The following is a 26,168-nucleotide window of genomic DNA, read 5'->3' as shown; positions in this document are numbered from 1 at the left end:
TAACAAGTGTCGTCCACCCGACATTTTCGAGCTAGAAAATGCCAAGAGTACAAGTTCAACCTAAGAAAGTCTTGGACAAAACCTTCTTAGAGCAATCCCCTAAATTAGGAAAATGCGGATAATTTGTTGGTAAGGGAAAGTCGCCTAGTGAAGTGTCAAATTTTTCAGGTACAGGTCAATATAGAGGCATAGGGCTTGTTCTATAATCGGATTAAGCGCTGGCTTCGCAGCGTTTAATCCTTTTTTGTTAACTAACATCTAAAGTAGGTAATGATTGTCTCAATTTCTCTTGCATGATGGGACATTTTTGAATGATTGTTTTTGCTTTATGGATAAACGAACTCGGTTTGACATCAAATAACTTACCAACCTGAGCTAGGAGTCCTTTGTGGTTAAACATTTGGAGTACAGCATCATAATCACGGGTAGCCAAAATTTGCTCTGCTTCAGTAAGGTAGTCAGAATGTAGCTTGTCAATATTAATTTGACCAACTAGCTCTTGATACTTTGCGTTAACCTCTTTAACTGATCTCCCACTAAAATCAGCACCTCCAAACGTCTGATGCAATTGATAGGTTGTATACTCTGCCGCGTGTTTGTTTTTGAATTTATCAAACTCGTGAAATACAAACTCCTTCACTTTATCAAGTGTTTGTTTGGAATCATCCATAGCTAATGCATCTGCTAAGCCAAGAATCACATCTTCTGTCAAAAGCAAATTTTCCACTTCAGAAACAGAAGGAGCAAATACATTGTGATTTTCTAGTTTCTTCAGTTCTGTGGGAGAACGACGATCTCGATCTATAATCCCTGAAGCAAAGTTATTGTGCAGTTCTGATAGTGAGTTAAAGACTTTTGTAGCATCAATTACTTTTTGGCATGAACCAAGAGGTCTGATGTAGTAGTTAGCGTATATCACCTTGTATAGTTCTTCGTCAATACTACCTTTATCACCTTCAATAAAAAGTACTGGCTTCCTACTACCCATAACTTCGAATAAAATGCTTTCTGGAACTTCACTCAACTCTGGGATTTCACTCCATACCCAAGATGTCCCATCAAAGTTGGTAATGCATACTTTAGCGGCACTTTTTCTTGAGGCAGCAAACTCGAAATCATGGGTTAAGTATACAAAAGTGCAATCGCTACGAATGGATTCGATTGCATCCCACAACTTATATTGCACAGTTTTGTGTAAATGTATTTCAGGCTCGTCAATAACAATTATTGCTTCATCGGGCGCAGCAAGTGCCTGACCTAACAGATAAAAGATTACACGCTCTCCGTCACTCATATTTGAGCCGTTGTAAGGGATTGTATCTTCCTCTATAGATGAAACCATAACACGCCCACCACCGATATGCATTTCTCTATGCGGGAGTAAAGCAGACCAAGTATCTTTTATTATGTCTAACTTACTCTCAGGAACATCCTCAACAAGAGTGCTTTCTTTCCGCACATTTTGTCTGAATGCTGTAGAAATTTCATAGTCTTCAGAAAATAAGACAAGCATTAACTTATCATAATCATTGAGCATTGATGTTTCTGGGTTTCTATTCCAGCGATTATTCCGTTTATGAATTGTAGTTGTCCCTCCATCAGTACCATAAACAAAAATTTTGCTCGCTTTTTCCAGACTCTGGGGACTGATTGACTCGGGCATAACGAGAGACTTCTGCGCACTAATTCGGTGTACTTTTGATGACATAGGAGAATTGAATTCCATCCATGCACCTAAACGCGTTTTTCCCGCTCCATTGGGACCAATTATAACCATTGTCCCATCTGTACTTATAGTTGTGTTCGATTCTATGTTGCCACTACTAGGCAAAATTACATCATGTACCATCTCTTGACCTTGCTTTAAATACTTCAATGCGCACCACTGATAGCTTTATAGACGGACTTTTACCGTCTTTGTATTCCGTCTATGTTGCTGCCATTCATTATGAAACTCAAACAGTATCAATCTGTTATGTGAATCGACATATAGTTATGGGGGCGAGTTCAGGAAAAATTCCGTATGAGATATCAAAGTACGGATTAGATTAACTTGGTCTGCAGGTGTACTGCTCAGGTGTTCCGTTTGCAGGTTATAAGAAGGTTTGGGTCAAAAGTGATTTAGGCACTTTGCTCTATTTGGGCTGATAAGTATTAGCAAAAGTAGGGGTAACGCCGCATTAAGGTGAGCAGCACTTGGCGATATTTGAGCGACACTGCCAAGCGTTGCGAATGACTCTTGAATGCTTGTATGGATAAATTAGAACGTAGTTATTGAGATTGTTTCTTTCTCTACTTCTTTTCCTTTGACGTATTTTCTACCTACGGTATTGTCACGTGAAGGAAGATAGACTGAATTACCTCTTAATCGCTTTATTGACTTAGGGAGGAGAGCATCAAACCCAGCGACTTTAGCGACATTAAACCCATCCAAGAATATTAAGTTATAACTATAGAGAAATTCATCACCTCTAAGCTGAGATATTTCTAAAGTACTTTTACAGTTAACTTTTTCATCAACATATACCAATGTTGCTGTTTCTTTATCGGACTTTACTTTAGTCAGGAGCTTGTAACTTCCCTCTGATGGACAAAGATCAAATTCATTTTTGTATGGAAATTTATCTATGAACACCTTTAGTAAAAATCCATTTCCTTCTTCTCGCTGAATTTTATACTGAAACTCTGCCACGCTCGTCATGGCATCCCCAACCACAATATCTCTATTTCTACTTGGTGCGTAAGCACTAACACTAGAGTTTACAATTCTATCAGCCTTTGATTTAACTTCTTCTATCGCTTCATTACTTTCTTTGCTTGCGGGAGTTTTAGCACTAATATTAGATAACTTATCAGCCAACACCTTTAACTCTTCAGCCTTCTCGATATTTTTTATTGACTGTTCTTCACTAACCTCAAAAGCAAAACCACCGGTAGTAAGCTCCATCTTTTTGATACTGTTAGCTTTGATAAAAGCTGAAAAGTCAGTGACTAAAGAGCTAGGGAATACGTAATACAAAGAAAAAATAACAAGCGGCCATTTTAGTAACAATAGCGCTCTTAAGATAAAACGTTCCAAAAACTTCATACATTCGCTTCCATATTGCATAAGTCAAACAGATATACCAAATACAACAAGTAAGACATGCTCAAATAAACTTACTGCTTTTTACACACATCAACAGGCATAATGTACGCCACGACAAACTCACTAAGTACACTGGATTCCATAACCAAAATGCCGAGTAAAACGCGTCACCTTGCCATTTTTGTTAAATGGCTGGTAGCTTGGTGAGAATTAAGTCTATGCTTCCAGTAACTTGGTCCAATTCAGATTTGAAGTTGTCATATGATGCCTGATCAAAATCGTTAGTCAGATAGGTCATATATTGGAGAGGGCATTGGTTAGCCTTGTTCATACAACGAAGTATATTTATCAACTCATGTTTCTGTGACTTTAGCTCTTCCAAGTCCTTCCGAATAGAAACATAAGTTGATAAATTATCGTATTCGACTTGTAACTGTTCATATGTTTCATTCAAAGAAACTAAATGTTGCTTAGTTGAAGATAGCTCTCTGGTGATATCGTTGTAATCATTTTGACTTTGATAATTCTCTAACTTCTTGCTAGCGTCTTTTAGTTGTATACGTAACGCAACAACCTCTTCGTTCAATGAGCTTTTGTCAGCTAATTGAGACTCCAAAAGTTCACGCTGCGCAGACTCTCTGGAAAGAGCATCCTGCAATTTTCTATACTCTACAGAGACAACAACCTGCTCTTTGCGATCCTCAAGTTTACTCTCAAGAACAGCGACCTCTTTTTCTAGAGGCGTAACTTGTATATATTGCAATGCCGCAAACGTTGTAGCAGCGAACACTGCACTAGATGAAATGATAGAAAGAATATTATTGCTCATTGCCTTAACAAACACCCTAAGAAAACTGTATATAAAAACAGTATAACAATTTTGAGTTATATGCAACTTGGAATTCAAAGCCATTCACACCTTGCTCAGGTGCGGCTAACACCACTAAACCCAAGTGAGACTACCAGAATCACGGAAGTCACCGAACCAAAAGTGCTAAAAGTTAGCCGTCACTCTAGAGCTGTTTGTTATGCGCGCTGTTCGGTTCTTGCGGAATCTCGTTCTCGGTTTTCTTTCTCGATGTTTACTTCCAAGGTCCGGAAATGTCCCATAGCAACGGTCGTAGCTACAACTACCGTTGCAGGAGCCCATGCCCTCTCGTTGTACACAAGATTAGATAAAATAAATGACCAATGGTTTTCTGAAAGAATCCTCACCCCGAACGAAAGACACATTTCATTAATTAGGGCTGAACTAGCAATCAAAAATATCGCAATAACTAAAAGCTTCCCCAACCAGTGGGCAACCCAAGTAGCTAATGAAAGAATAATATTCAACTTGTACGGTATATCTATTAGAAGACTCATAAGCTACCTTTTGTTTTCCATTTACCTAAAAGCACTTAACATTTTTAACAATAAGCAGCCTAAAGTCTCTGCCTGCCTCCCTGCAGAATTTATCATAAATTACTAATAATCTGAGGAAAATTAAATCATACATTCTTTCCTCGCATAAAAATGCGCCAGCGTGTTATCACTTTTTAACAATGCGTATTCTCCAATACGTGAAAATTAAAAAACATACCACTTTCGATACTCAAACTACTTTCAAACTCAATAAACTCTGAATATATGTAGAAAAAGGAAGTAAAGATGGTAAGTAAATCAGCCATATACCTAATATTGGTTTTGTAGGGGGGACACACGCACCTAGATTCTATACAGTATTTAACCTACCTGACTTAGGGGCTAGAATGCTTTAGCTGGCCTTCCGCTCTGACTTGCTGCTGTCAAAAGCAATCAACCTGTTTTGTATTGAACTGCATAATTATATTCCAACAGTTAAACAGCCAAATTGGGTTCCTTAATTGAAAAATGACTATAAAGAAGCAGATACCTTGTATGTAAACCACGAGGTAGGATCAGCATTCTTAATGCTGTGATTATCTCTCACATGTTAGAGCGCATGTACGAAATGCTCTCATCAATTTGATGCCCCAACAGAGTATGTATTACTCACAAACTCAAATGAAAGTTCGCTTTCAACCCTTGGAGTACGACTCCATTACTCAAGATTTATTATCTGTATTGCGAAAAGGACCGCTAAAGTCTCCGTCTATTTTAGACGGCAGACAAAAATAGACGGAGACTGCATCCGATAACTGATCCATTGGTATCTCTAGCCTGACAAAGGTATTGAGAGGTATTCGAAATCATGAAAATGCATGAAATGCATCGAACCAATCCATCAGTTACTGCCGGAACTCGTGACCATTCCACTCACTTGTACGTGACAGCAGCCACCAAGCAGCCTGAATTCAACGGACAAAACCTCTAGCCGACCGCTAAGGCCTACCTCAAAGTAAACATAGATTGTTCTCTCCCACTAATCAGTGGCGTCTTCGCCCACTCTATGTAAACGCCTTTGAGTACCAACCTTTGCCAAGTCAGCTTCAACAGCGTAAGCGCTGGGATCGCTTCTTATCTTCCCAACCTCTGCTAATGACGTGCGACATTTTAAACGCGCATAAACACTTAACACTATTCGCTGCTTGCAGAGCCTATAACTGAAAAAACTGAGAGGAAAGTATGAGTCCAAGTAGGTTCCCCACATCTAGGATGGAGAGAGAAAACCCTAATGCCAGAAACTGTGGTCTAAGATCTCGTGATATAAATCAAGCAGCTAAGAATGCGCTTTATGAAAAATTTAATGCCGGTCAAATCGGGTTCAAAACCGTAGCAGACCAAACAACTCGATTTACACAGTTCTCGACATTTATCAAAGACCATCATGGTGTCAAGGATATGCGAGCGATAACGAAAGAGCATGTATCTCAATACGCTCAAGAATTAGATTCGAAAATTGATAACGGCTCAATCAGTATCAAGACAGCTCATGAATACTTGTCTGCCGTCAACTCCGTTCTTAGTCAGGCTATTGGGGATTCATCTCTTAGGGTTACGGCATCGGAAGCCGGCCTTCCAAATCGTTCTGGCATAGCTACGGAAAATCGAGCTATTTCCCAAGAACAACATAACAAAATTACATCACAGTTTTCTGACAGGCTCTCTGCTATCAGTGAAATGCAAAGGTCATTAGGCTTGAGATTCGAAGAGGCTTGTAAAGGTAACCCCGCAGCCATGCTAAAAGAAGCCGTTATAAAGCAGAGCATTTCTGTCACAGACGGAACGAAAGGCGGTCAAGCACGGACAGTACCAATCGTATCCCAAAATCAACTTGATGCACTTCAGAATGCCAGTGTCATTCAGGGACATCATCACTCCATGATCCCTGCAGATCAAAGCTATATACAGTTCCAGTCTCAATCCTATCGAGAGTTTGGAAAACTTGATTATAAATCACATGGTGAGCGACACGCCTATGCGCAAAACAGTTATACCAACCACATGCAACAACAAACCGCAGTAGCAGGAATAAAATCAGTTGTGGAGTCGGGTTATAAGCATGGTTCTTCACACCACCAATACATCGCCAATAAAGTGGGATGCACAGTTGAGCAAGCTAAAGCTTTTGACAATGCGGCAAGACTTTCTGTTGCTGAAGAACTTGGCCATCATCGAACCGACATAACAAATGCATATCTGGGGTAAATCATGACTAGAATGGAATATGAGTTAAATCGAGCTATACATCTATACTTAAGGACAGGGGGCAAAAAGAACCGTAAGAATCAGGCAGAGAAAATGAGCAGCTTCTGTCGCCATGTTCAGAGGCACAACCCAGCCATCAAATCTATCGGCCAAATTGGACGTAAGCAAGTGGCTGAGTTTTGGAGGAGCAAGAGCGAGTTGGCTCCCTCAACTAAAACCGCCTATTACTACGCAATTTGTTATATTTGGAATCAGGTACTCGGCAGAAGATCGACACCACCACATTATAATATGGTCCATAAAAGGTAGTCACAACCAGAGAACTCTAAACAACACAGTAGGGAATTATTGTCTCGATTTTCCATTTTTTGCTGTTTACTCTTTTTGCAAAATACAGTGATAATAACTCAAATCACGATAATTAAATCAATGAGTTAAGTTAATAAAATTTGCATTTTTTCTAAGGGGAATTATCAAAATTAGTTAGATAACATATTGGAATATATTCAGTTTTTATACTATCGTTCTTAACACTACCAACATCGGGGTTTCACCGTTTTTGAGCCCTCAAAAACGTCGTAAATCTCGCGCAATATACTGAAAATAATCAACTTTCCTCTTCCCCACTTTATCCCAGTCTTGCTTGGGTGGATTAAGGGTGGACGAAAGGTGGACTTATACAGTAGTTTTTCTTGTTTAAAATATTAGGCGTATTTCTAACCAAATTCAACTGAAAGTGCAGACAAGTTACCACTAGTATCTGCACCGTTATGAAGTTCAACAGCAGTTTGAATAATTGAAAGTAACTTCGTATACCCAAGCTAGAAATAATTATAACCGCTGCATCTACTATGTTTAATAAGGGAAAACTAGCCAAGAACAAACAGTAGTCTTTAATCTAACAATTTCCCAAGAAGTAAATACTTAATTCATTAATCAAGTAGAGGAAGTTGGTAGATGTGGGCCACAATAACCAATAACGACAAGACCGTTATCGAGATCTAGATGGAAATGAACACGAATAGTTTCATCTGGGTTTCTCGCAGTACCTATCCGTAAATGCTTAAACATAAAAATCGATTCACCATCGTATGTGAATTTTCTCATATCCGACAGCTTAGGGTTTCTCTCTACAGTGTCGGATTCATTAGCAGAGTAAGCTTTTCCAAAAATATGTTTTGCTTTGGAATCACCACCATCCTTAATTGCATCCAAGTATTCAACGACAAGTTTTTGAAGGTCATTCAAAAGCCTAGTTCCGTTTTTAAAGGTCATAGAATCACGTGACGCTTGATAAGCACTATCTAAGATTTTCACTCTAGATGGGTACAGTTTACTTATTAAATGTAAACAAACTTCAGGAGTCAGTTTTGATTGTAGGCAGATTGCATCAATAATTTCTTTCGGTGATGATTGTTCGCTCGTAACATTGTCAGAAAAACCAGATTTACTTAAGTTAAATTTCAGTTCATCAATAATATAGCTTAAACGTTCTGTCTCTTGCTGAGAGTCTTCTAAAGAACACTCTAGATCTAGATTCTTCTCTTCGAGACCAAAAATCTCATCTTTATGTTCTTTCTTTATTTGTTCCAACACAGATTCATGTTCATCAATTTCTCTAAATGCTTCTTCTGCTAGCTCTTTAAACTCATTATCTTCATTTAATTGCTCAAATTTTTTCTTCAAGAAAAATCGCTGATCTTTTTGACGCTTTGCTCGAACATCAGTTGGGCTGAAGTGTTTCTTTTTGTTAAAGCCGTTGGATGCATGCGTAATCAACGAAAGAATATATTTTTCTATGTTTATTCGTTGATTTGTTAACTGCTCTAGACTTTCACTTAATAGTAATTTGTTTGTTGAATTCGCCCGACCTTTTGATGGGTAAACTATATTAATAGCTCCTCCCCAAGCTGAATATCTACGAGTCAATACTCGTTCCATCTCCCAACTATCAATCTCATCATTAGTAGCAATCACTTGAGCTAAGCCCAATAATTGCTTTTGGAGCCACTCTGGATCTACAAATGCTTTTCCATTGTCATCCTTGCTAACGATAACCATTGGGTAGGCACGTTCGGCGCGCTCAATATCAGCGCTAATTGCTATAAAGTCCTCTGTCGAATCGTTGTAGTAACGGACTTTTTGGCCAACAGTATCGACATCTAAAGTTCCGTTCTCACTGAGATATTGAATCAGTTTTGGACGAGTACTTATAGGGATTGTCGTAACTTGAGTACTTACATCACTAGTTTCTAACAACACAGAAACGGTAGTGTGATTATCTTCAACCTTAATACCTATTTCTGTTACCCAGAATCGTCCACTGACACTAGAGTCTGGATGAGAAAATAAAACAGCATGCATAGAAGGTTCGTATTGAGTTGCACTGTAAGTTCTGACAGTCATTCTATTTGCTAGATGGAATTCATCGCTACCCATGAGTTGATCAGCTGTAAACTTCTGTCCTGTAGCTCCTTTCAACCAACCAGCAATTGTTCTGAATGCTGTTTGTGTCCTTTTAGGGCCGATCAAATTAAACTGATTTACATATATTAACATTTTATCGATATTCCCATAACACCATACTGTATATATGCTATATGTTTTTATGCAATCAGAAAACGAAATAATTCACGATATTCGACATAGTGTTTATTTAATCAAAGTGAAGCGACTTGCTATGTTCACGTTTTTTATCATCCAAAAGCAAAGAAATGCTACTTTCGCTTATCAACATGATAAAAATAAGCAGCTGTTTTTACTGAAAATTTATGTCATGCTGTTTGGACATTACTATCTCACTCAAAGCATCAACGTGGTCACCATGGAATCTGAAATTTTTTTTTGTAATCAAACTTATACTCAAAGTTGGCTAACTGACAAAACAAAGTCAAATGGGATACAGTACAAGATCATAGAAGCGATCATGGATCTTGCTATTAAGAATAATGGTGGGCCCATTAAACAAGAAGAAATGCTTGCTTATAGTTCAGAGATTAAAAGCTACTTAGAAAGACGAAACTTTAGAGTAGTTCCCTCATCTGGAACTGAAATGACAGGTAATGGCCGAGGAATACACCATGCAAAGTACTCCCATACTAAAAGTGTTGCCGTGCTTTGGTCAGTTATTGACAATAACATTTACTTTACTTTCGATGATCACGCCCCAATCAAATATCATCGAGCGATTTATTCATTTCACCAACTAAGACTTGGTAGGCCAGTATTCGCTCGAAAAGCTAAATGTAGCCGAAAAATGAGAGAAATATTGAGTAGCAAAACACCATGGATATACAAAGGTATCGACCCAAAAGAGCGTTACTATTACTCAAAATAAAATTTTCGTAATAAAGTCCATTAAGATGTACAAATCTCCACATGCTCTGATCAGTTAATCAATTTTCGACACTGTACCTGTTAGATTATCTTTGAGCCAACTTCGTTCTATCAAGTGTACATCTTATCTTGGTGGGCGTATCCACCTTGAGGCTTCTAACTAAACCTCCGTTCCCTGAAAGTTATAAGGAAATGTATCTAGCCTAAAAAGTTCACATCAAAAAGGAAACTATAGCCAAATCTGGAAAGTCTTTTTATGGTTGCTCGACATATCCAAAGTGCCACTATACTTGTGACTACTGGATTGGCTACCGAATATAACCCAGAGCCTTCATAATCTGAATTCTACCCATGGCGCTTCCTAACTCGAAAGTACCCTATCATTGCTTAGTGCCTTTTACTCATTCACATCACCTTCTTGGGCTTTCTCCCGATTAAAAGTGCTCCATTCTTGTAATGGCTGCTCGTTATGAATCCTCGAGATGCAGCACAAGATAAGATCCACAATAACTATATGGTCTAGTTATCAAATAATTCTAATTGTGCTTCAGTTAACTTATGGAAAGTCATATATTTCCCTCTATATTGTTGATTTAATTTCTATTAGAGGAAAATATATGACCGAGTTGTATGTCAAGTTACAGAACTGCTATGGGATTTCTGACTTAGAGTATGATTTCAACTTCTCTGGTGGTGGTAGTCAAGCTTTCGCTATCTATGCCCCTAATGGTTTGATGAAAACTTCATTTACAAAAACTTTTGATGCTTTGCGACAAAAGATGAAACCAAGGGAGGAGAGGTTTCAACGGTGCTCCTCTGCCGATGTCCAATTTAATGGCAGTCCAATTGACTCAAATTCTATTTATGTTCTTAATTCAAGCATTGATCAGGCCCCTGATGATGAATCAGTTACGAACCTGCTAATTAATAGAGAAAGTAAGGAAAAGTATGACTCATTAATCAAGGATATTGAGAACGCTAAATCCAAAATGCTTTCGAAGCTGCAAAAACTATCTAAGGTTAAAAAAACGGAAATAGAAGCAACTATCCGCAAAGATTTCCCTGCAAAGTCGTTCATAGAGTCTATCTACAACGCAAAAAACACCTCACCTACATTCTCATCAGATAAAGTTTCTTACGCCGATGTATTTCACCAAAAGGCAGTTGAAGTTCTAGACAGTCCAGAGTTTGTTTTAAAAGCGAGAGAGTTCATCGAACGGTATGATGATGTATTTAAGTCCAGTGGAGGCTTGTATTTAAAAGGTGTATTCAACCCCAATCAAGCTGATGCTACCTGTAGTGCATTAGAAAAGAATTCCTTTTTTGATGCTGGGCACACAATAAAAATTAATGGTGATGTAGTAGATATCGGTCTTGATGATTTCAAAGACAAGATAAAGAAAATAAATGTTGAGATTGATTCTGATAAAAAGCTTAGCGCACTAAAAACTAAGTTAGCTAAGAACACTCAATCATTAGCTATACAAACTTTACTAGAATCATGTAATTCAAGTGAAGCTGAAACCTTAATAACCAACTTAAACCCAGGTAAACGAGATTGGTTTAAACAGGAGCTATGGCGCATGTATATACATCAATGCCCTGAAGTAGACCTGTTTTTATCATCATGGGAGTCAAACAAAGAACAAATACAGATACTAGAGGAACAAGCAGCAAAAGAAGCACCTCAGTGGTTAGACGCTATCGAACTTTTTAACTCTCGATTTGTAGACATGCCTTTTAAACTAGGTTTATTTAATCAATCGGATGCGATACTAGGAAAGTCGAAAGCTATATTAAAGTTCATTTTTGCAGACAAAGAAGATCGCTTAGAGTGCCAGCGCCACGAGATATCATCTCTTAGCCAAGGTGAGCGTCGAGCTCTTTACTTGCTAAGCTTTATTTTTGATGTTGAATATAGAAAAAGAGAGGGGCTTGATACAATTTTCATAATTGATGATGTAGCAGATTCCTTTGACTATAAAAATAAGCACGCAATTTTACAGTATTTAGATGATTTAACTAAAATAGACTTCTTCTATCAGATTATCTTGACTCATAACTTCGATTTCTACCGTTCCTTATTACAATCATTTATCCAAGATAAACGCTGCTTAATGGTCAACAAATCAGAAACTCGTTTGCAGCTTGTAAAGTCGGAGGGTGTAAGAAATATCTTTGTCGGCCTTTGGAAAGAAAAAGTTACTGCATGTAATTCAATACTTTACTCTTGTGTACCATTCGCTCGAAACTTGATTGAGTTTACCAAAGGTACAAATGATGAAGGCTACAAACTACTCACAAAGTTATTACACTGGAAGCAAGGTTCCTCTGAGATAACTGTTGGCCAATATTTTGAAGTATATAACCAATTATTTTCAACTGAGCACAAACCACAAAATAGCGAAGTTGGCATGCTTGAACTACTGTTCGATACTGCCAACCATATAGTTAATCAAACCAGCCACGAAGGTGTTAACCTCCAAGATAAGGTTCTTTTGTCTATTGCAATTCGAGTTAAAGCGGAAAAGTTCATAACTGATCAGTTAAGAACAGTTAAGGGAGAAAGCTACTGGAGTACTCAGTTCTCTTATGGGAAATTACTAGGTAAGGACTTTGAGTGCGAGTTTCCTGATTCACCAAACCTTCCATCCTTAAAAAAAGTTAGTGTGACCGTTTGTTCCAATATCCATTTAAACTCATTCATGTATGAGCCGATTTTGGATTTATCAATAGTGCATTTAATCGAACTATACAAAGAGATAAATAGTCTCGCATAAAGTGGAGGGTGAGTGCTCTCTCTTTATGCTGCTAAGCTAACGCACTCACCTAATTCATTTCAACATGCTTACCTTACATAAAGTAATCCATGTGTTGATTGAAACTTCTCCAAAATAATTACAGTATAACGGTTAGGTTGGCGTGCCTTCAATGGTCAAGCTTTGGCATCACAAAACTTGAATGCAGCATCAGCTATCGCAAGACATGCTGAACATTCTGTTTCAGTTGGTTTATAACCATTATGAACGACATCATTCCTTATCTCCTTGAACCTAAGCAGCTGTTCCACCAAACCGTCAACTTCTTTGTCAAACAAGTTTGGTAAAGCTTCGGTTATCACATCATGAATGCGCCCAAACTTTTTGATCTTATAACCTTTAGCCCTGTGGGTATTTAGCAAATCATACAAAGACAGCTCCAGCGCAATGAAAGATTCCAACACAGCTGCACTATAATTTTTTTGTTCATTCGCCATTTCATGAGCACGCATTAGTGTCTCTCGCCAGCGAGGAAAATCACCTGTCGTAAGGTAATACGCTATATTACTTGTGCTTTTAGCACGATTGAAGTTAGGTAGTTCGTGATCTGCTAGGTTCTGAGGTTGTAAAGAAGTAAACCTTTGAGCATCAGGCTCCCAATCATCAAACAATTCGCGGATTCTTTGATCGGTGTCTTTCGTCAAGTGTTTATCGTTATAGACTTTAAATCCGGTCACAATATAGGGTTTAAAACCTGCCATAAAGCCTACCTCTTTGATCGACGTATCTTGAGTGGCGTAGCGATAGACCCTTATAAAGTGATTCAGGGCATTTATAGCTCTAATTTCTAAACCGTCGGAAAGACCATCAGCTTCAACAGCAATACGTACGAGAGTAGTGATACAGGAGCTACTGAACTGTGTATGCCCGTTATCAGTATCCATCAACAAACTAACATCAATTGAACCATCAACCCGATGAACAGCGTTACAAATCTGGTTGTCTCCAGTCTGACGTGATGCTTCAAAGGCATACTTGAAGCCCTCTAAATTATCATGAGCAACTGAGACTATCCTGTCATTCACAGATAAGGTTTTGACGGAATTGATAGGCTTACCTATACCCACAGCAAAACGAGCTCCTTCATAATCGAAATGGGCTTCACCGGGTATCACTCGAATATTGCCTGGGTAAAAGAACTGAAATAATGCACAACCTTTCAAAAGAAGCCTCCTATCATATATTTCACACGTATTATGCCTGTTATTCTTACAGCCGCTTACCATATATGATGCAAGAATTGATTATGAAAGACCATAAAATTCATACATTTAATTATAGTACACATTGTAAACCCCATATAAACACGACAACATAATCTCTGATATCAACGAGCATTGCCTCATCTTCACCTCAGTTATTAAATGGAAAGTTTTCTTTTCGGATTAGCTATTTTCTACAAACTTAAATTCATTTTTACCCAATAAAAATATATAACTATTCGTATTGTGAATTAGGAACCCGAACTTAACTCGTCTTACATTAACGGCCCAGACACACAGCAGTAACCTCTCCCTTCCCATGCCCTAACTCTTCAGTAATGACCATTCTTGCCTCATAGTCACGCTGCTTGTCCGCTCCTGTTAATACCTTGGTTGACGGCCCTCCCGCAGCAGGAGCATTAAAACCCGTCAATTCAAAGTATCGCTCGTGAGCGTACGCATACCGAAACCCATGCGCTTTGTCTAAGCCCACTTTAATACAAGCTCTTTCGTGTTTTTTCATCTAAGAAGCATATTTAGCGCCACTGCAATCATTATCACAACAAATATCAACATCTTAACCATTCCAAGTACTTATAACCTGTGATTTAATGCACTTAAATGCTTATAAGGTGAGTTTGAATGGCACGAAAGAACGACGGAATCATATGGCACTTAATGGACGCTCCATGGTGGCTAAGTGTATTGCTATCCGCATGTATTTATTTTGGACTTTCATATCTATTGCCTACCTTGGCCATTGAAAGTGATAATTTTATCTTTAAAGCTGTTGCTCCAAACTTATCCTTGATGGCACCATACTTTACGTTCTTATTTTTGCTTCCTGCACCGATAGCGTTTTTCAAGCAGTACAAGAGGAAGAGAAGCTTTCTTACGACGTGCTCTCAGGTTAGAACGCATAAAAATACCTCACCGCTAAATCACCTAAACTGGATAGAATTTGAAAGTTACATCGGTGAATACTTTAAGTCTCAAGGGTATGCGGTCAAACAGTCTTTCACTCAAAAACCTGACGGCGGTGTTGATATTTGGCTCACAAAGGATAATGAGTTAAGCCTTGTCCAATGTAAGCATTGGAAAACTCGCAAAGTCGGAGTGCAAGTTCTAAGGGAAATGTACGGAGTCATGATCGCGAACAATGCCAGTAAAATGATAATTGTAACGTCGGGCGACTTCACTTCTGAGGCCGTTGCCTTTTCCCTAGATAAACGTCTGTGGTTGGTCAACGGCAGCGAGCTAGTTCATATGATTGAAGATGGGCGCAGCTTTCGGAATAAACCATCAATACCTACTCCAGCACCACGAGCTATCCGTGAGTCCAGGACCTGCCCACGTTGCCAATCTAAGCTCGTAATACGTGTCGCCAAGAGAGGAGCTAAATCTGGTATGTCTTTTTATGGTTGCTCTACGTATCCAAGGTGTCGTTATACTTGTGACTGCTGATTACTATGTTCGAAGTTGCCAATGTTTATTGTAGAGAGTGTCTATAAACAGCACTGACTGTAGTTAAAAGTCCCCCAATCCTGTTTAGAGTTGTTACTCATAACATTTCTGAGAACTCCTAATTGAACACACATGACTTAGCCCTATATAGTGCAACTAACTACATAAAAGATGGTCACACACAGATTATGGGCAATAGAAAAATCGCAGTACTAATCGACTCGGAAAACACTCCACACTCAAAGCTAAACCTGATTATTGAAGAACTATCTAGCTTTGGGCAAATCATCGTTAAACGTGCGTATGGCGATTTTTCTGCTGAACAGCTAAAAAACTGGAAACAGCCTCTTAATGAATTAGCCATCCAAGCTAAACAACAATTCGCCTATACATCTGGAAAAAACTCGACAGACTCGTTAATGATTATTGACGCTATGGACCTTTTATATAGCCAAAGGTTTGATGCTTTTGCTTTGATCTCCAGCGATAGTGACTTTACAAGTCTTGCTACTAGATTGAGAGAGTCAGAGATACATGTCATCGGTGTTGGAAAAGCAATGACCCCTACTTCGTTTAAAAACGCTTGTGACGACTTCGTAGCTATAGAAAACTTAAACGCTGATGTTGACCTTGGAGAAGTACAATCAAGCACTAATCAAGATGCTGAACGCGAATTATGGCGATTAATGCACCAAGCTTGGCAAAACTATAGAGATGAATCAGGGTGGGCGAAGCTAGGCGAAATTGGTAAATATTTGAAGAGATTGAAGCCTGATTTTGACCCTAGAAACTACGGTTTAAAGAAATTGTCCGACTTTTTTGATAAGTATCCAACGCGCTATAGGATCCGTAACACTAAACGCTCAGGTATGGAGTTTCAGTTTATAACAAAGGCTAGTAAACAAAAATGACAGGATTTAGGTAGGTTTAAGTATGTTCAAAAAAGGTCAAATGTATAGCCGCAAAGAAATTAGCGCCTTAATTGGAGGTCAAATACAAGGTTATATGGGGACTCGCCAAAAGAAAGTGATTGGTGTTTACCTAGAGTTAAGCTCTAACCCAAATGCACCAACTGAAATTTTGTGTGGTGATGGCAAAGATATCGCTAAGCATGGACTTTGGTTATCCCTCCAGCATGAGCCAGTACCGATATTCTTAAAGAGAAAGACTAACGAGTGGGAGTATCAAGGATTATTTTCAGTATCGTCATCGATTGAAGATGAATCTGCTCTTGAAGAGATAAGATGTAAAGCCGGTAGAGACTATAAACTCAGTAGAGCAATTAACCTTCAAGAAGTAAGTGAACACCTAGAGTTTGATCAACAAGTTACATGGTCTAAAGCGTTAACGATAACTCAGAGAGCGGAGCGTTTATCAAAAGCCGAAACTTTACCAAAAACAAAAGAGGTTAAAACAACAGTCTATGTTCGAAATCCAGATGTCGTAGCTGAAGCTTTGGTTCGTGCAAACGGTACCTGTGAAAGCTGCTATCAACCTGCGCCATTCATTAGAAAAACAGATAACACGCCATATTTAGAAGTTCATCATAAATTACCCTTGGCTCAAGGTGGACCTGACACTGTTGATAATGTTCTTGCTCTGTGCCCCAATTGCCACAGACAAGCTCATTTTGGCTGAAACAATACAAACGTTAAGGTAAACGATATAGGAGTTAACCATGATTCTTTATACATCTAGCTCCTATGATGTCTTAATCGTTAAAAAGAAAGTGGTAATGGTAAACTATGAGCATAGAACCGACAGATGATAGCTTAGTCCGATTTTTCGACGAAGACATATACCGTGTCTACGAAGAAGCAAAAGAGCTGTATTTAGATGTACCTGTATTTGCTTTGTTGAAAGCCAGGCACATCAACACGTTGTTGATCGATCGTGAAATATGTCGAACGGAAGCACTTAAACCTTCCCTCAGAAAAGCCTCTGATACATATAAAAAGATCAATGCGTTAAAAAGTGTTGAAAACTACCCGTATCTAATCATTGAGTTACTTCATCAAATTCGTAAGAGTTCTAATCGTGCTGCGCATTTAGAGAAAAATGAGCTTTTACACGATGAATTCGTTAAGTTAGCGAGAGACACACTAAAACAGATTTGTGATGTAATAGCGTTACTAAACAATAAACTAAACCATTCAGAACCAACTAAGTATACTTTCATCGAAAACACTTTACCGCTGTTAAAGGATTTACTCTATCTTGCTATCGTAGAAAAAGACGCCCTAGCAAAGGTTAAAGCGGGAAAAATACTCTCTGAGTGCTGGTACCTTGAAATTGAAAACAACTCTCAGAAAAAGCAAAAGCTAATAAATAACAAAGGGTTCCAATTCGATAACTACCAGAGAGAGTTGGCTTATACGTTATTCTATAGCGCCGCCTTTGAGGACAATGATCTTGAAGGTATGTACTACTTGGCTTTCCTCATTGAACATCAATGGATACATAATACAGATTCACTAAATTGGTCAGAAGTGATGCTCAAAGCAGCAAAGCTTGGGCATGAGAAAGCCAAAAGGTTTTGGAGTTACCGAACATTAGTCTGCCGTAATGGTAACTACAACAGTGAACCATCTTCCGATGAACAAAAACTAGCGCTGTCTTATGTCCTAGAAGCTGCCTCCGAACACCGTACATATCAAATGTTGTTATCCCGCTTATACAGAGATGGACATCTTATTGAAGAAGATCATGAGATGGCCGACAGGTATCTAAAACTGGCCGCGGAGAACGGTGAAAGTATAGCTCAATATCAGTATGCGAACGTGTGCTTCAATAATGGAGAAATAGATAAAGCGAATGATCTAATTTTACTTAGTGGCCAAAGTGGTTATAAGCCTGCACTCTCCAAGGTATTGAAGAACAATGATATCAGTTATGAAGACCGTGTAGACGCTTACCAGCATTTTCTGATGATAGACCACCGGGATGGTGAGTGGGATACGATGGAGCACAATACTGATATTGAAATTACATATGCTGAACTCGTGATTGAGCAAGGTGACACTGACAAGTTTGCTCATGCATCACTCTTGATAAGTAACTTCCTACAAAGCTATATGATGAGCTTGTCTGATGACAAGTTTGTACATTACCTCCAATTGCTTAAAAAAGCCTTAAACGATGCAAAGCCGACATTCCAAGAACTTGAAAACCATGTAGTAGTTTTAGCTATGCTCAATGTTTATTTTGCTGAATATGATAAAAGAAAGCAGGCGTTTTTAGTCAAGAAAAATGAGAAGCTAGATCAACAGCAAGTTGCTGTTAAGAAGTTCTTGTCTAACGTACATGGAGCAAAGGTAGGTAGAAATGAACCTTGCCCCTGTGGATCTAGTTTAAAGTACAAAAACTGCTGTAGGTAAGTTGAACTTGGTATTACGCGTCATTAAGCCACTCTCACACTAGGTTTTTGGGAGGGGTAAGGTTCGTCAATTCCAATAAAGCCAGCTCATTTATATTAGAGTTTAGCAAAAGAAAAATCAGATCTTGAGAAACGATTTTCGCAATAACATTTGATAATGTAAGGCATAAAGAAAAACCCGATTTCGCTCACGTTATGGTCATTGATTTACCTCGCTAGTGACTTCATTCAGTTAACTTGATGTCTGATACTATTAGCACGGTTCAAGTGATGGAAGAGGTGAACAAGATTACATGAAAAAGGTAAAAGCAAACCGCACATATCATGCAAATGATGTCTACCTAAAATGGAAAAAGCAGGTCGCTGAGGCAGAGCAATCTATTACTATATTCACCCCATTTTTTGACAACTTACTGGTCACTCTTCTAAAGCAAACTAAACTAGACAAAATGTTTATCACCATAGTGACTGACTTAAACCCTGGTTCAATTCTCGAGCAACCTAAGCAGCTCAAAACCCTTAAACACTTACTATCCGTTGGTTTCACTGTCTTAAATACGCCGCGTTTACATGCAAAAGTTCTGCTCACCGATGATACATACATTACCGTCGGCTCACAAAACTTCACGTCATATGCACGAAAAAGCAAAGAGTGTACAGGTATCCCTGCCAAACCGTTGGGTGACACCAAGATCGTCAATACACTGCTTGAGTGGCGAGAGGATGCTGAACCCATAGACGAGGCCTTTGTGGACCTGCTTCTGTCTGAGCTATCTAGCCAGTTCAAACAGTTCAAAAAGCTACTAAAAAACACTGAAGATCAATTTGCCCTCCTTCATTCTCAGCATGAAGAGCAAAAACGACGAAACTTGTCTCGTCACTTGGAAGAGATAGAGAAACAGTCGAGTATTAAGCTAGCACAAGGTAAAGCGTATGCATCAGTTGACTTCATGCTCAACGACTCTGGCTACTACTACAGCCTCGTCACAAAACCAGGTTACGATTTAACGCACTGGAAGGTCAATAAGCTAGGAGGTGGAACAAAACCGTATAATTTTGAACGACTGCATATGTATCCATTCATTGTCGCTGACAGCGGTACTATGGGCTTTGCCAGAATTGCCAAAACCCGAATTACGTATTTTCGCAGGACAGTCAGGTGGGTTAATGACTGGCTTGACGTAGAAGGTCAACGGTTAGAAATTACTATTAGTTTTCCACAAAAAAACACTCAGAATCACAATGTAAAAGTCAAGCTGGAACACAGTTATCTTGGTTCCTGTGACGCCTTTTTTCTCTTCACTGGGGATGCCTTTGAACTCGTAGCAAAACACTACACTGAACATAGTAATGATGCAAAAAACTCCTTTAAAGCCAACTTAGAAACCAATTTTTTTAACGATCAAGAAGCTCTCAATGCGTTCTTTGGTCGGTTCTTTACGAGCTTCACTTTTAAAGAACTTGGGATCGGAAATAAGAATATTAGAGATTATTTAAAGAGCTCACTTTACAAGCTTAGCGTGATTGAGTATCAAGGAAACCCTATCTTAGTCATCAAGCAAGTCAGCTAACCATCTATAGATGAGAACCTGAGTGAAAAAGGTGCTTACCTCTTTCACTCAACGATAGTGTGAAATCATCATCTTAAATATTTTGATTATTTCAGATTCTGTGATTACCGAGGGAGGTTGACGGTCTAAATACCGAAGGATTCTGTCGCTGCTCTATTCATAGTAGTCCACTATTGCAGATTAGTTTCTATTCGATAATTGATTCCTCGGCACGTGCCTCCCGTAACTCTCTTGTATTCAGCTTTTCTTCAAGCCAGATGTTCCTTACTGTTGAGTGACTAATCGAGATGTTAAAACGCTTTCTCATCTCACCACTTATCCTAATAGAGGTTAGGTGAGGCGATTTGAGTGTTAATGAGATGACGATATTTCGAGTCTTTTCATCGATGCGATTATTGTTGTGTGATTGACCATACAGACGTTTCAAAGCAAGTGGGCCATGGGCTTCAAGCAATTGACGGTTGTTGTGAATGCTTTTGACAGAACAACCGCTTTGTCGGGCCGCTTCTCTAACATTCCCTAACTCATTGGCAAGCTCTATAGCCTCGATCTTTTTCTGAACCTCTTCTCCGTATTCTTTCCTAGAGCTAGGCTCAGTAAGCTCTTTAATCGATAACTCTCGGTCAGCAAAGTAAGCCGTAAAACCACCATCAAGTTGCTTACGTAATTCGACTTGTTGACTCACGATAGAGTGCCGTAATGGGGAGGTGATTTGATACATTGCGTTGGCGTAACTGAAGGTATGATCTCGACGGATTTTTCGATATTCTTTTTGAATACATATCGCGTCAATGTTGAGGTACTTCGGAACGGGTGTATGCTCAGAGCGCATTAATTTGGCGTTGACTGTGAGGGTCGTTGCCCAATACTCAGGGATGAAGGTATTTTGTAGGTAGTTATTTGCACTGATCATATCAGTAACCCCAGCCAGCCTTAACTCAGGGACTAGACGATCTTGGAACGTATCAAAGGCACGTTCGATGCGACCCTTGCCTTGAGGCGAATTGGCAAAAATAATTTCTATACCCAGCTCTTCACAGGCTCGTTGCATCTGGGAGAAGTGGCAACGTTTTGGTCCACCGAAGATGCCAGCTCTATCGACATACAGAGTCTTAAAAAGACCTTTTTTCTTGATATAAGTTTTCATTACTTTGAGGCATCCTTCGGTGGTTTCTGAAGGAAAAAACTCCGCATGAACCTCACTGGTTGCATCATCAATCATGGCGATAAGACAGGATTTTTTATCACCGAACCAAAGGTGCGGACTGCCGTCCATTTGCAGCATTAAGCCTTCGGCTTCCATACGCTCACGTCGTCTTCTTACCTTAGAACGTCGATGTTTGGCTCGTTTTACATGATGGATTTCATGTGCCCAGGTACGAAGCGTCTCCCGTTTTACTTTGATACCTTCAAATACCTCTAACATATCGGCGAGATGAAGCATGTTAAAGTCGTAATACTTGGTCTTTATAAGAGCTTGAACTTGTTGCTTTAAGGTAATGGGGATTTTATTAGCGGGTGCCCTTCCTGTGTTGCCATGAACCACAAATCGGATACCATCAGAGCGATATCGCCTGAGATAACGTTCGATGGTTCTGCGAGACTTCTTGAGGAGCTTAGAGGCATTAGTAATTGAGATTTTACCGAGAGCAACTTTTGCGATGATATCCACGGTAAGCTGAGATTGAGTATCCATAACGATCATCCTATACACCCCTGACTAATTCGTAGCACTAGTCAAAGGATTACGTAAAAATAGAGACCGTCAATTTCCCTCGGTAATTAAGCGAATGACAAAGTCGCTTGGTAGTTACGATACGACAGAATCGCTTGGTGATCACATTGATTATTTCAGATTCACTAAAACATTTTTGTCGGGTGGACGACACTTGTTACCAAGTGCCGTCTCCCTAAGAACCCAGCGTGCAACTTTCACTGCACTAGGCTCAAGCCTCCACGAAGGCATCGTTTGATACCCAGCAACTTATAAAGCAGTCGAAGCAGGTTCGTTCCAAGAGTTACGAGCTAGCCTTTTAGATTTTCTCTTTACCAAGTATTCTTGGTAAAGAGGGTCAAAGGGTGTCGCTGCACTTCGGATTTTCACATGCCTTTCTATTGGCACTTTGGCTATTTGGAAGAGATTGAACTGGCAATCCATATCCATGATCTTCTGCCAACCGTGAAACTGCCATTGGCCTTTTCGGTTGATGAAGTATTTTAGGGCAATCCAAGTTTTAGACTTTGTTGGATGACGCCTTTTAGCCCAGTGCCATAACGTATGGAATAGTTTGTGACCGACATATCCGAATACCTGTTTAGCTACGCAGTGCCGATAATAGTTCGACCATCCCCTGAGTTTAGGATTTATCAGTTTGATAAGATCATTCACTGGAAGGGTTACGTGCTTTTTGATGAGTTCACGCAGATTGCTTAAGAACATCAACGTATTGGATTTACTCGGCTTGATGAGCAGTTTCCCTTTGTACTTCCTATGGTTGAACCCAAGAAAGTCAAAGCCATCGTTGATATGAGTAATGTGCGTTTTCTCTTCGGATAATGTTAAGCCTCTTTCCGCTAAGAAATCAGCAATCAACGGTTTGATATCGTTCTCGAGTACTTCCTTTGAAGCGCAAGTGACGACGAAATCGTCGGCATATCCAATAAAGTTAGCTCTTGCTCCTTTCTTAAGCGCGGTAGACTTAATGCGCTGTTCGAGACCCGATAACGTCATCAACATCAAGGTGGGGGATATAATTCCGCCTTGAGGAGTGCCTTCGTCGGTGTCGTAAAACAGCCCTTTGTCTACAAAGCCTGACTTTAGCCATTGCTCCAACATCCGTTTATCGATGGCGATGTTATCCATAAGCCATTGATGCCCTATTTTGTCGAAGCAAGCTTTAATATCTCCTTCAAGAACCCATTTAGCCGATTTCTTTAAAGCCAAACACTTGAAGCACTGGTCGACAGCGTCAGCCGTGCTACGATTTGTTCTAAAGCCATAACTATTCGGGTCGGCAGTTGTTTCTGATATAGGCTCTAGCGATAATAGGTGTAGCGCTTGTTGTGCTCTGTCTATCATGCATGGTATGCCCAGAGGTCGAAGCTTGCCATTCTTTTTGGGGATATAGATACGCCTGAGTGGTTTCGCTTGGTAAGCTTTCCGACTCAGTTGATTTACTGCTTTCATACGACGCGTGTCTGTATTCCAGACAACGCCGTCTATTCCAGGCGTTTTACTGCCTTTATTTTGAGAAACTCGCTTAACAGCAAGAAGTTTTGCTGAGCGAGAGTGAGTCAGTATCCACTGCAATGCTTTTGCTTTGCCGTGTTTACCGTCTCTAGTTGCCTTTGCGATACGCATTTGAAGCTTTAAGACGTTCGCCTCTGCGGCCTTCCAGTTAATGGATTGCCACAGTGCACTGTCAGAAGATGCACTAATCTCATTCGAAATCGTCATTTGCTTTTCTTCCTTAATAAAGTTCTTCAAACTCTCTCGCAACGAGAGACCAGTTGGAAGTGGGCTCACTTTCGTGATCAGGCACAAACCTGTATCTGCGTCATTACAATGCAGCCTTTGCTTTTTCCAACCTCCTCTACCCGCATCACTATCGGCCACAGGGGCTTTCCCGTAGGGAGAGATACAGGCTTACCGTGTTCCGTATGTCACGCAATGTCAGTTTAGATGCCCGCTATGGTGCGGAGAGTTCAATGATCACGAAAGAGCATGGGGCAATCTCTTTCCGACTCTCGTGCCTTTTGGCTACAGCGTATTAACCACTTCCGCTGTTTCACAACATAACGCACCTTACGCGGATTCACTTCTGTTCATCATGCTGACTACCTAGCACTCACCCGATGTTGTGGTTATCAGGAGGATCGTTCTCTCACGATTTCAATCCCGATTGGAAAATACCAACCTTCGTTACATTGTCAAAGCCGCTACTTTATTCAGGCTCCTAGGTTCATCTGGTGATACAGATGGTTCACTCGTTTAGCGGTGAACAGCGCTTCATACGACTTCACGTCGCACGCCCCATTGTTGGCTAGACCTTTTACTCATTCACATCCTGTTCATGGGCGTTTGCCATACTCAATTTTATCCGAAATAATTGATTTTTAATTGGTCAACCATAAAATCCCTTAGTTATTAAAATTTGAAATACGACAATTTAGCGCCTAACAAGTACTATGTATCCGTACACAAAAAAGATTTAACTACAGGGAGAAGAAGAGTATGAGAGTTCGTATTTCTGGAAGTAGTTCTGATACCGCCGAGCTACTGATGGGGATCAAAGGGGCTGCTAGACGCATTCGGTTTGACTCAAGGAGAGACCGATTTAATATCCCCCACAGTCTAAAAACTAGTATTCGTAGAGACTTAAATGCCAACTATATTAAGGTCAATGGTGAGAATATCGCTATTGCAACGCAGTACCCTTACCATCACCAGCTGGAAGCACATTTACAGTTATTGGTAGATAATAGAACCCCAGTATTAGTGGTGCTAGCAAGTAATAAAGATATTGTAGAGGATCAAATGCCTGACTACTTTTCTGTTTCGGGTATCTATGGGGCTATAACGGTGACTTCAACTTTAACTGGTAAAGTGGATCTTACCGATTCGATTGAAGCTAAAACTTACAACCTCGATATAGATGGTTATCAAACAAACTTAACAGTACCAGTGATACACGTTCATAATTGGCCAGATCACCACACAATCACCCCAGCGAATACAGAAAAGCTGATTATCATGATTGAGTCGGTATTGCTGGAAAGGAGAAGTTTTTATACTAAGCGCAAGAGTCGTGCGGTCGATGACCCAGATAAACTACTACCGATAGTACACTGTCGAGCTGGTGTTGGAAGAACTGGGCAAACAATTGCTGCAATGGCAATGCGTAAACACCCTAAGCTAAGTTTGGCTTCAATCACCAAAGATTTGAGAGTGTCACGCAACGACTACATGATACAAACTACTATTCAGATGGAAACACTTGTGCAAATTGGTCTTGAAACTAAAAATAAGGACTTTGGTGTTGAGTAGCCTGCACTATATGTCGAATGGTCTACGCCTTTGATACTGGACATAAAGTTAACGATTTTCCATACCTGTCTTTATTAATGAATTTATAATTTAGGGAATTCGCTGACAAACTTTTGTCCAAAATCTTCACAGTCTGATTTTTAACGCATGTATTTCCTAGCTCGAAAATGACTCAAAGTCAGCCAGAGAGGGATTGAACTCAGTTTAAAACCCTGCAAATTGCCTTACTTTCGCTTAACTATTTTTAAGGCCTAGTAGCAGAGAAGTGAATATTGCTCTCTGGTCTTGTAGGCTCTCGAAGTATAGCTGGTCTAACTCTTCTACCTGAGCGATGGCTTTTTTCGTTAGAGATTCTCCAGTTTTCGAGAGTTTGAGCGAAAAACTACGTGTATCTCTAACGTCTTTATCTTTAATTATGATCTCATTAGCGACTAGAGTCTTCATCGACTTGGATAGTGTCATCTTATCCAAGCCAGTGATATTGACTATTTCTGCTTGTGTTGTTTCGTTTTTATGCTTGTTACACCATAGTATGGAGGCGAGTATAACAAACTGAGTATGATTAATATTTAGAGGCTTGAGGTGCTTCATTACCTCTGAATGCCATTTATTGTAAACAACCCAGAGCTGTAGACCTACGCTGTTCGAAGGGAGTT

The 26,168-nt window shown here is 39.6% G+C and carries 18 protein-coding genes and 1 pseudogene; 10 read left to right on the top strand and 9 right to left on the bottom strand.

Translation table 11 applies throughout. The features are described from left to right. Positions 1–247 precede the first annotated feature (247 nt). From OCU90_RS06375 to OCU90_RS06365, 3 genes are all read right to left on the bottom strand, one after another. Positions 248–1,876, bottom strand: a complete 1,629-nt coding sequence (locus OCU90_RS06375; RefSeq protein ID WP_143700572.1) for a DUF4435 domain-containing protein — start codon at positions 1,874–1,876, stop codon at positions 248–250. Between the two features lie 384 nt (positions 1,877–2,260). Next, the gene (locus tag OCU90_RS06370) at positions 2,261–3,088 is read right to left on the bottom strand and encodes a hypothetical protein (protein WP_061025953.1); all 828 of its coding nucleotides are present in this window, start codon (positions 3,086–3,088) and stop codon (positions 2,261–2,263) included. A gap of 184 nt (positions 3,089–3,272) precedes the next feature. Then, positions 3,273–3,917: a hypothetical protein gene (locus OCU90_RS06365; protein WP_143700573.1), complete on the bottom strand. Its 645-nt coding sequence runs from the start codon at positions 3,915–3,917 to the stop codon at positions 3,273–3,275. A 1,383-nt stretch (positions 3,918–5,300) separates the two neighbouring features. On the opposite strand from OCU90_RS06365, the gene OCU90_RS06360 reads away from it, so the two are divergent. Together OCU90_RS06360 and OCU90_RS06355 are read left to right on the top strand one after the other, a co-directional pair. Beyond that, the gene (locus OCU90_RS06360) at positions 5,301–5,423 is read left to right on the top strand and encodes a hypothetical protein (protein ID WP_261809213.1); all 123 of its coding nucleotides are present in this window, start codon (positions 5,301–5,303) and stop codon (positions 5,421–5,423) included. A 251-nt stretch (positions 5,424–5,674) separates the two neighbouring features. Continuing rightward, positions 5,675–6,697: an integrase domain-containing protein gene (locus OCU90_RS06355; protein WP_081090033.1), complete on the top strand. Its 1,023-nt coding sequence runs from the start codon at positions 5,675–5,677 to the stop codon at positions 6,695–6,697. A gap of 936 nt (positions 6,698–7,633) precedes the next feature. Here OCU90_RS06355 and OCU90_RS06350 read toward each other — a convergent pair. Next, positions 7,634–9,256 carry a hypothetical protein gene (locus OCU90_RS06350; protein ID WP_143700574.1) on the bottom strand — a complete coding sequence of 541 codons (1,623 nt, stop codon included), beginning with the start codon at positions 9,254–9,256 and terminating at the stop codon, positions 7,634–7,636. Between the two features lie 49 nt (positions 9,257–9,305). Here OCU90_RS06350 and OCU90_RS06345 point away from each other — a divergent pair, with 49 nt between their 5' ends. After that, complete coding sequence (locus OCU90_RS06345; protein ID WP_132715470.1) at positions 9,306–10,034, top strand: hypothetical protein; 729 nt, start codon at positions 9,306–9,308, stop codon at positions 10,032–10,034. A 616-nt stretch (positions 10,035–10,650) separates the two neighbouring features. After that, complete coding sequence (locus OCU90_RS06340) at positions 10,651–12,813, top strand: hypothetical protein (protein WP_061025977.1); 2,163 nt, start codon at positions 10,651–10,653, stop codon at positions 12,811–12,813. A 155-nt stretch (positions 12,814–12,968) separates the two neighbouring features. Here OCU90_RS06340 and OCU90_RS06335 read toward each other — a convergent pair whose 3' ends face one another. After that, positions 12,969–14,015: a hypothetical protein gene (locus OCU90_RS06335; protein ID WP_061025966.1), complete on the bottom strand. Its 1,047-nt coding sequence runs from the start codon at positions 14,013–14,015 to the stop codon at positions 12,969–12,971. Between the two features lie 319 nt (positions 14,016–14,334). Beyond that, positions 14,335–14,577, bottom strand: a pseudogene (locus tag OCU90_RS06330) (integrase); the annotation flags it as partial. 119 nt (positions 14,578–14,696) lie between these two features. On the opposite strand from OCU90_RS06330, the gene OCU90_RS06325 reads away from it, so the two are divergent. The 5 genes from OCU90_RS06325 (at position 14,697) to OCU90_RS06305 (ending at position 20,465) form a co-directional block, all read left to right on the top strand. After that, complete coding sequence (locus OCU90_RS06325; RefSeq protein WP_061025970.1) at positions 14,697–15,518, top strand: restriction endonuclease; 822 nt, start codon at positions 14,697–14,699, stop codon at positions 15,516–15,518. Between the two features lie 188 nt (positions 15,519–15,706). Continuing rightward, entirely contained in the window at positions 15,707–16,429 is a 723-nt protein-coding gene (locus OCU90_RS06320; protein ID WP_052879928.1) for an NYN domain-containing protein, read from the top strand. Positions 16,430–16,451: 22 nt separating this feature from the next. After that, the gene (locus OCU90_RS06315; protein WP_061025971.1) at positions 16,452–17,156 is read left to right on the top strand and encodes an HNH endonuclease; all 705 of its coding nucleotides are present in this window, start codon (positions 16,452–16,454) and stop codon (positions 17,154–17,156) included. Between the two features lie 107 nt (positions 17,157–17,263). After that, positions 17,264–18,895, top strand: a complete 1,632-nt coding sequence (locus OCU90_RS06310; RefSeq protein ID WP_061025973.1) for an SEC-C metal-binding domain-containing protein — start codon at positions 17,264–17,266, stop codon at positions 18,893–18,895. Positions 18,896–19,187: 292 nt separating this feature from the next. Next, positions 19,188–20,465, top strand: a complete 1,278-nt coding sequence (locus OCU90_RS06305; protein WP_061025975.1) for a phospholipase D-like domain-containing protein — start codon at positions 19,188–19,190, stop codon at positions 20,463–20,465. A gap of 187 nt (positions 20,466–20,652) precedes the next feature. Here the strand turns inward: OCU90_RS06305 and OCU90_RS06300 are convergent, their stop codons facing one another. Both OCU90_RS06300 and ltrA read right to left on the bottom strand, forming a co-directional pair. Continuing rightward, positions 20,653–22,170 (bottom strand): ISNCY family transposase, encoded by a 1,518-nt coding sequence (locus tag OCU90_RS06300; RefSeq protein ID WP_081090036.1) that lies wholly within the window; start codon positions 22,168–22,170, stop codon positions 20,653–20,655. Between the two features lie 279 nt (positions 22,171–22,449). Next, positions 22,450–23,922: a group II intron reverse transcriptase/maturase gene (ltrA, locus tag OCU90_RS06295; RefSeq protein ID WP_099426181.1), complete on the bottom strand. Its 1,473-nt coding sequence runs from the start codon at positions 23,920–23,922 to the stop codon at positions 22,450–22,452. 777 nt (positions 23,923–24,699) lie between these two features. On the opposite strand from ltrA, the gene OCU90_RS06290 reads away from it, so the two are divergent. Then, positions 24,700–25,512 carry a protein-tyrosine phosphatase family protein gene (locus OCU90_RS06290; protein WP_017090292.1) on the top strand — a complete coding sequence of 271 codons (813 nt, stop codon included), beginning with the start codon at positions 24,700–24,702 and terminating at the stop codon, positions 25,510–25,512. A gap of 234 nt (positions 25,513–25,746) precedes the next feature. On the opposite strand, the gene OCU90_RS06285 is transcribed toward OCU90_RS06290, so the two are convergent. After that, entirely contained in the window at positions 25,747–26,103 is a 357-nt protein-coding gene (locus OCU90_RS06285) for a MarR family winged helix-turn-helix transcriptional regulator (RefSeq protein WP_240513389.1), read from the bottom strand. Positions 26,104–26,168: the final 65 nt, after the last annotated feature.

The organism is Vibrio splendidus (assembly GCF_024347615.1).
In the GTDB taxonomy this organism is placed as follows: domain Bacteria; phylum Pseudomonadota; class Gammaproteobacteria; order Enterobacterales; family Vibrionaceae; genus Vibrio; species Vibrio splendidus.
This window is presented reverse-complemented; position numbering and strand designations above follow the sequence as displayed.

What these genes read in the sequence shown, in the direction of transcription:
- OCU90_RS06370 (WP_061025953.1), bottom strand. Translation starts at nt 3,088, where the DNA reads ATGAAGTTTTTGGAACGTTTTATCTTAAGAGCGCTATTGTTACTAAAA.
- OCU90_RS06365 (WP_143700573.1), bottom strand. Translation starts at nt 3,917, where the DNA reads ATGAGCAATAATATTCTTTCTATCATTTCATCTAGTGCAGTGTTCGCT.
- OCU90_RS06360 (WP_261809213.1), top strand. Translation starts at nt 5,301, where the DNA reads ATGAAAATGCATGAAATGCATCGAACCAATCCATCAGTTACTGCCGGA.
- OCU90_RS06355 (WP_081090033.1), top strand. Translation starts at nt 5,675, where the DNA reads ATGAGTCCAAGTAGGTTCCCCACATCTAGGATGGAGAGAGAAAACCCT.
- OCU90_RS06350 (WP_143700574.1), bottom strand. Translation starts at nt 9,256, where the DNA reads ATGTTAATATATGTAAATCAGTTTAATTTGATCGGCCCTAAAAGGACA.
- OCU90_RS06345 (WP_132715470.1), top strand. Translation starts at nt 9,306, where the DNA reads ATGCAATCAGAAAACGAAATAATTCACGATATTCGACATAGTGTTTAT.
- OCU90_RS06340 (WP_061025977.1), top strand. Translation starts at nt 10,651, where the DNA reads ATGACCGAGTTGTATGTCAAGTTACAGAACTGCTATGGGATTTCTGAC.
- OCU90_RS06325 (WP_061025970.1), top strand. Translation starts at nt 14,697, where the DNA reads ATGGCACGAAAGAACGACGGAATCATATGGCACTTAATGGACGCTCCA.
- OCU90_RS06320 (WP_052879928.1), top strand. Translation starts at nt 15,707, where the DNA reads ATGGGCAATAGAAAAATCGCAGTACTAATCGACTCGGAAAACACTCCA.
- OCU90_RS06315 (WP_061025971.1), top strand. Translation starts at nt 16,452, where the DNA reads ATGTTCAAAAAAGGTCAAATGTATAGCCGCAAAGAAATTAGCGCCTTA.
- OCU90_RS06310 (WP_061025973.1), top strand. Translation starts at nt 17,264, where the DNA reads ATGAGCATAGAACCGACAGATGATAGCTTAGTCCGATTTTTCGACGAA.
- OCU90_RS06305 (WP_061025975.1), top strand. Translation starts at nt 19,188, where the DNA reads ATGAAAAAGGTAAAAGCAAACCGCACATATCATGCAAATGATGTCTAC.
- OCU90_RS06300 (WP_081090036.1), bottom strand. Translation starts at nt 22,170, where the DNA reads ATGATCGTTATGGATACTCAATCTCAGCTTACCGTGGATATCATCGCA.
- ltrA (WP_099426181.1), bottom strand. Translation starts at nt 23,922, where the DNA reads ATGACGATTTCGAATGAGATTAGTGCATCTTCTGACAGTGCACTGTGG.
- OCU90_RS06290 (WP_017090292.1), top strand. Translation starts at nt 24,700, where the DNA reads ATGAGAGTTCGTATTTCTGGAAGTAGTTCTGATACCGCCGAGCTACTG.
- OCU90_RS06285 (WP_240513389.1), bottom strand. Translation starts at nt 26,103, where the DNA reads ATGAAGCACCTCAAGCCTCTAAATATTAATCATACTCAGTTTGTTATA.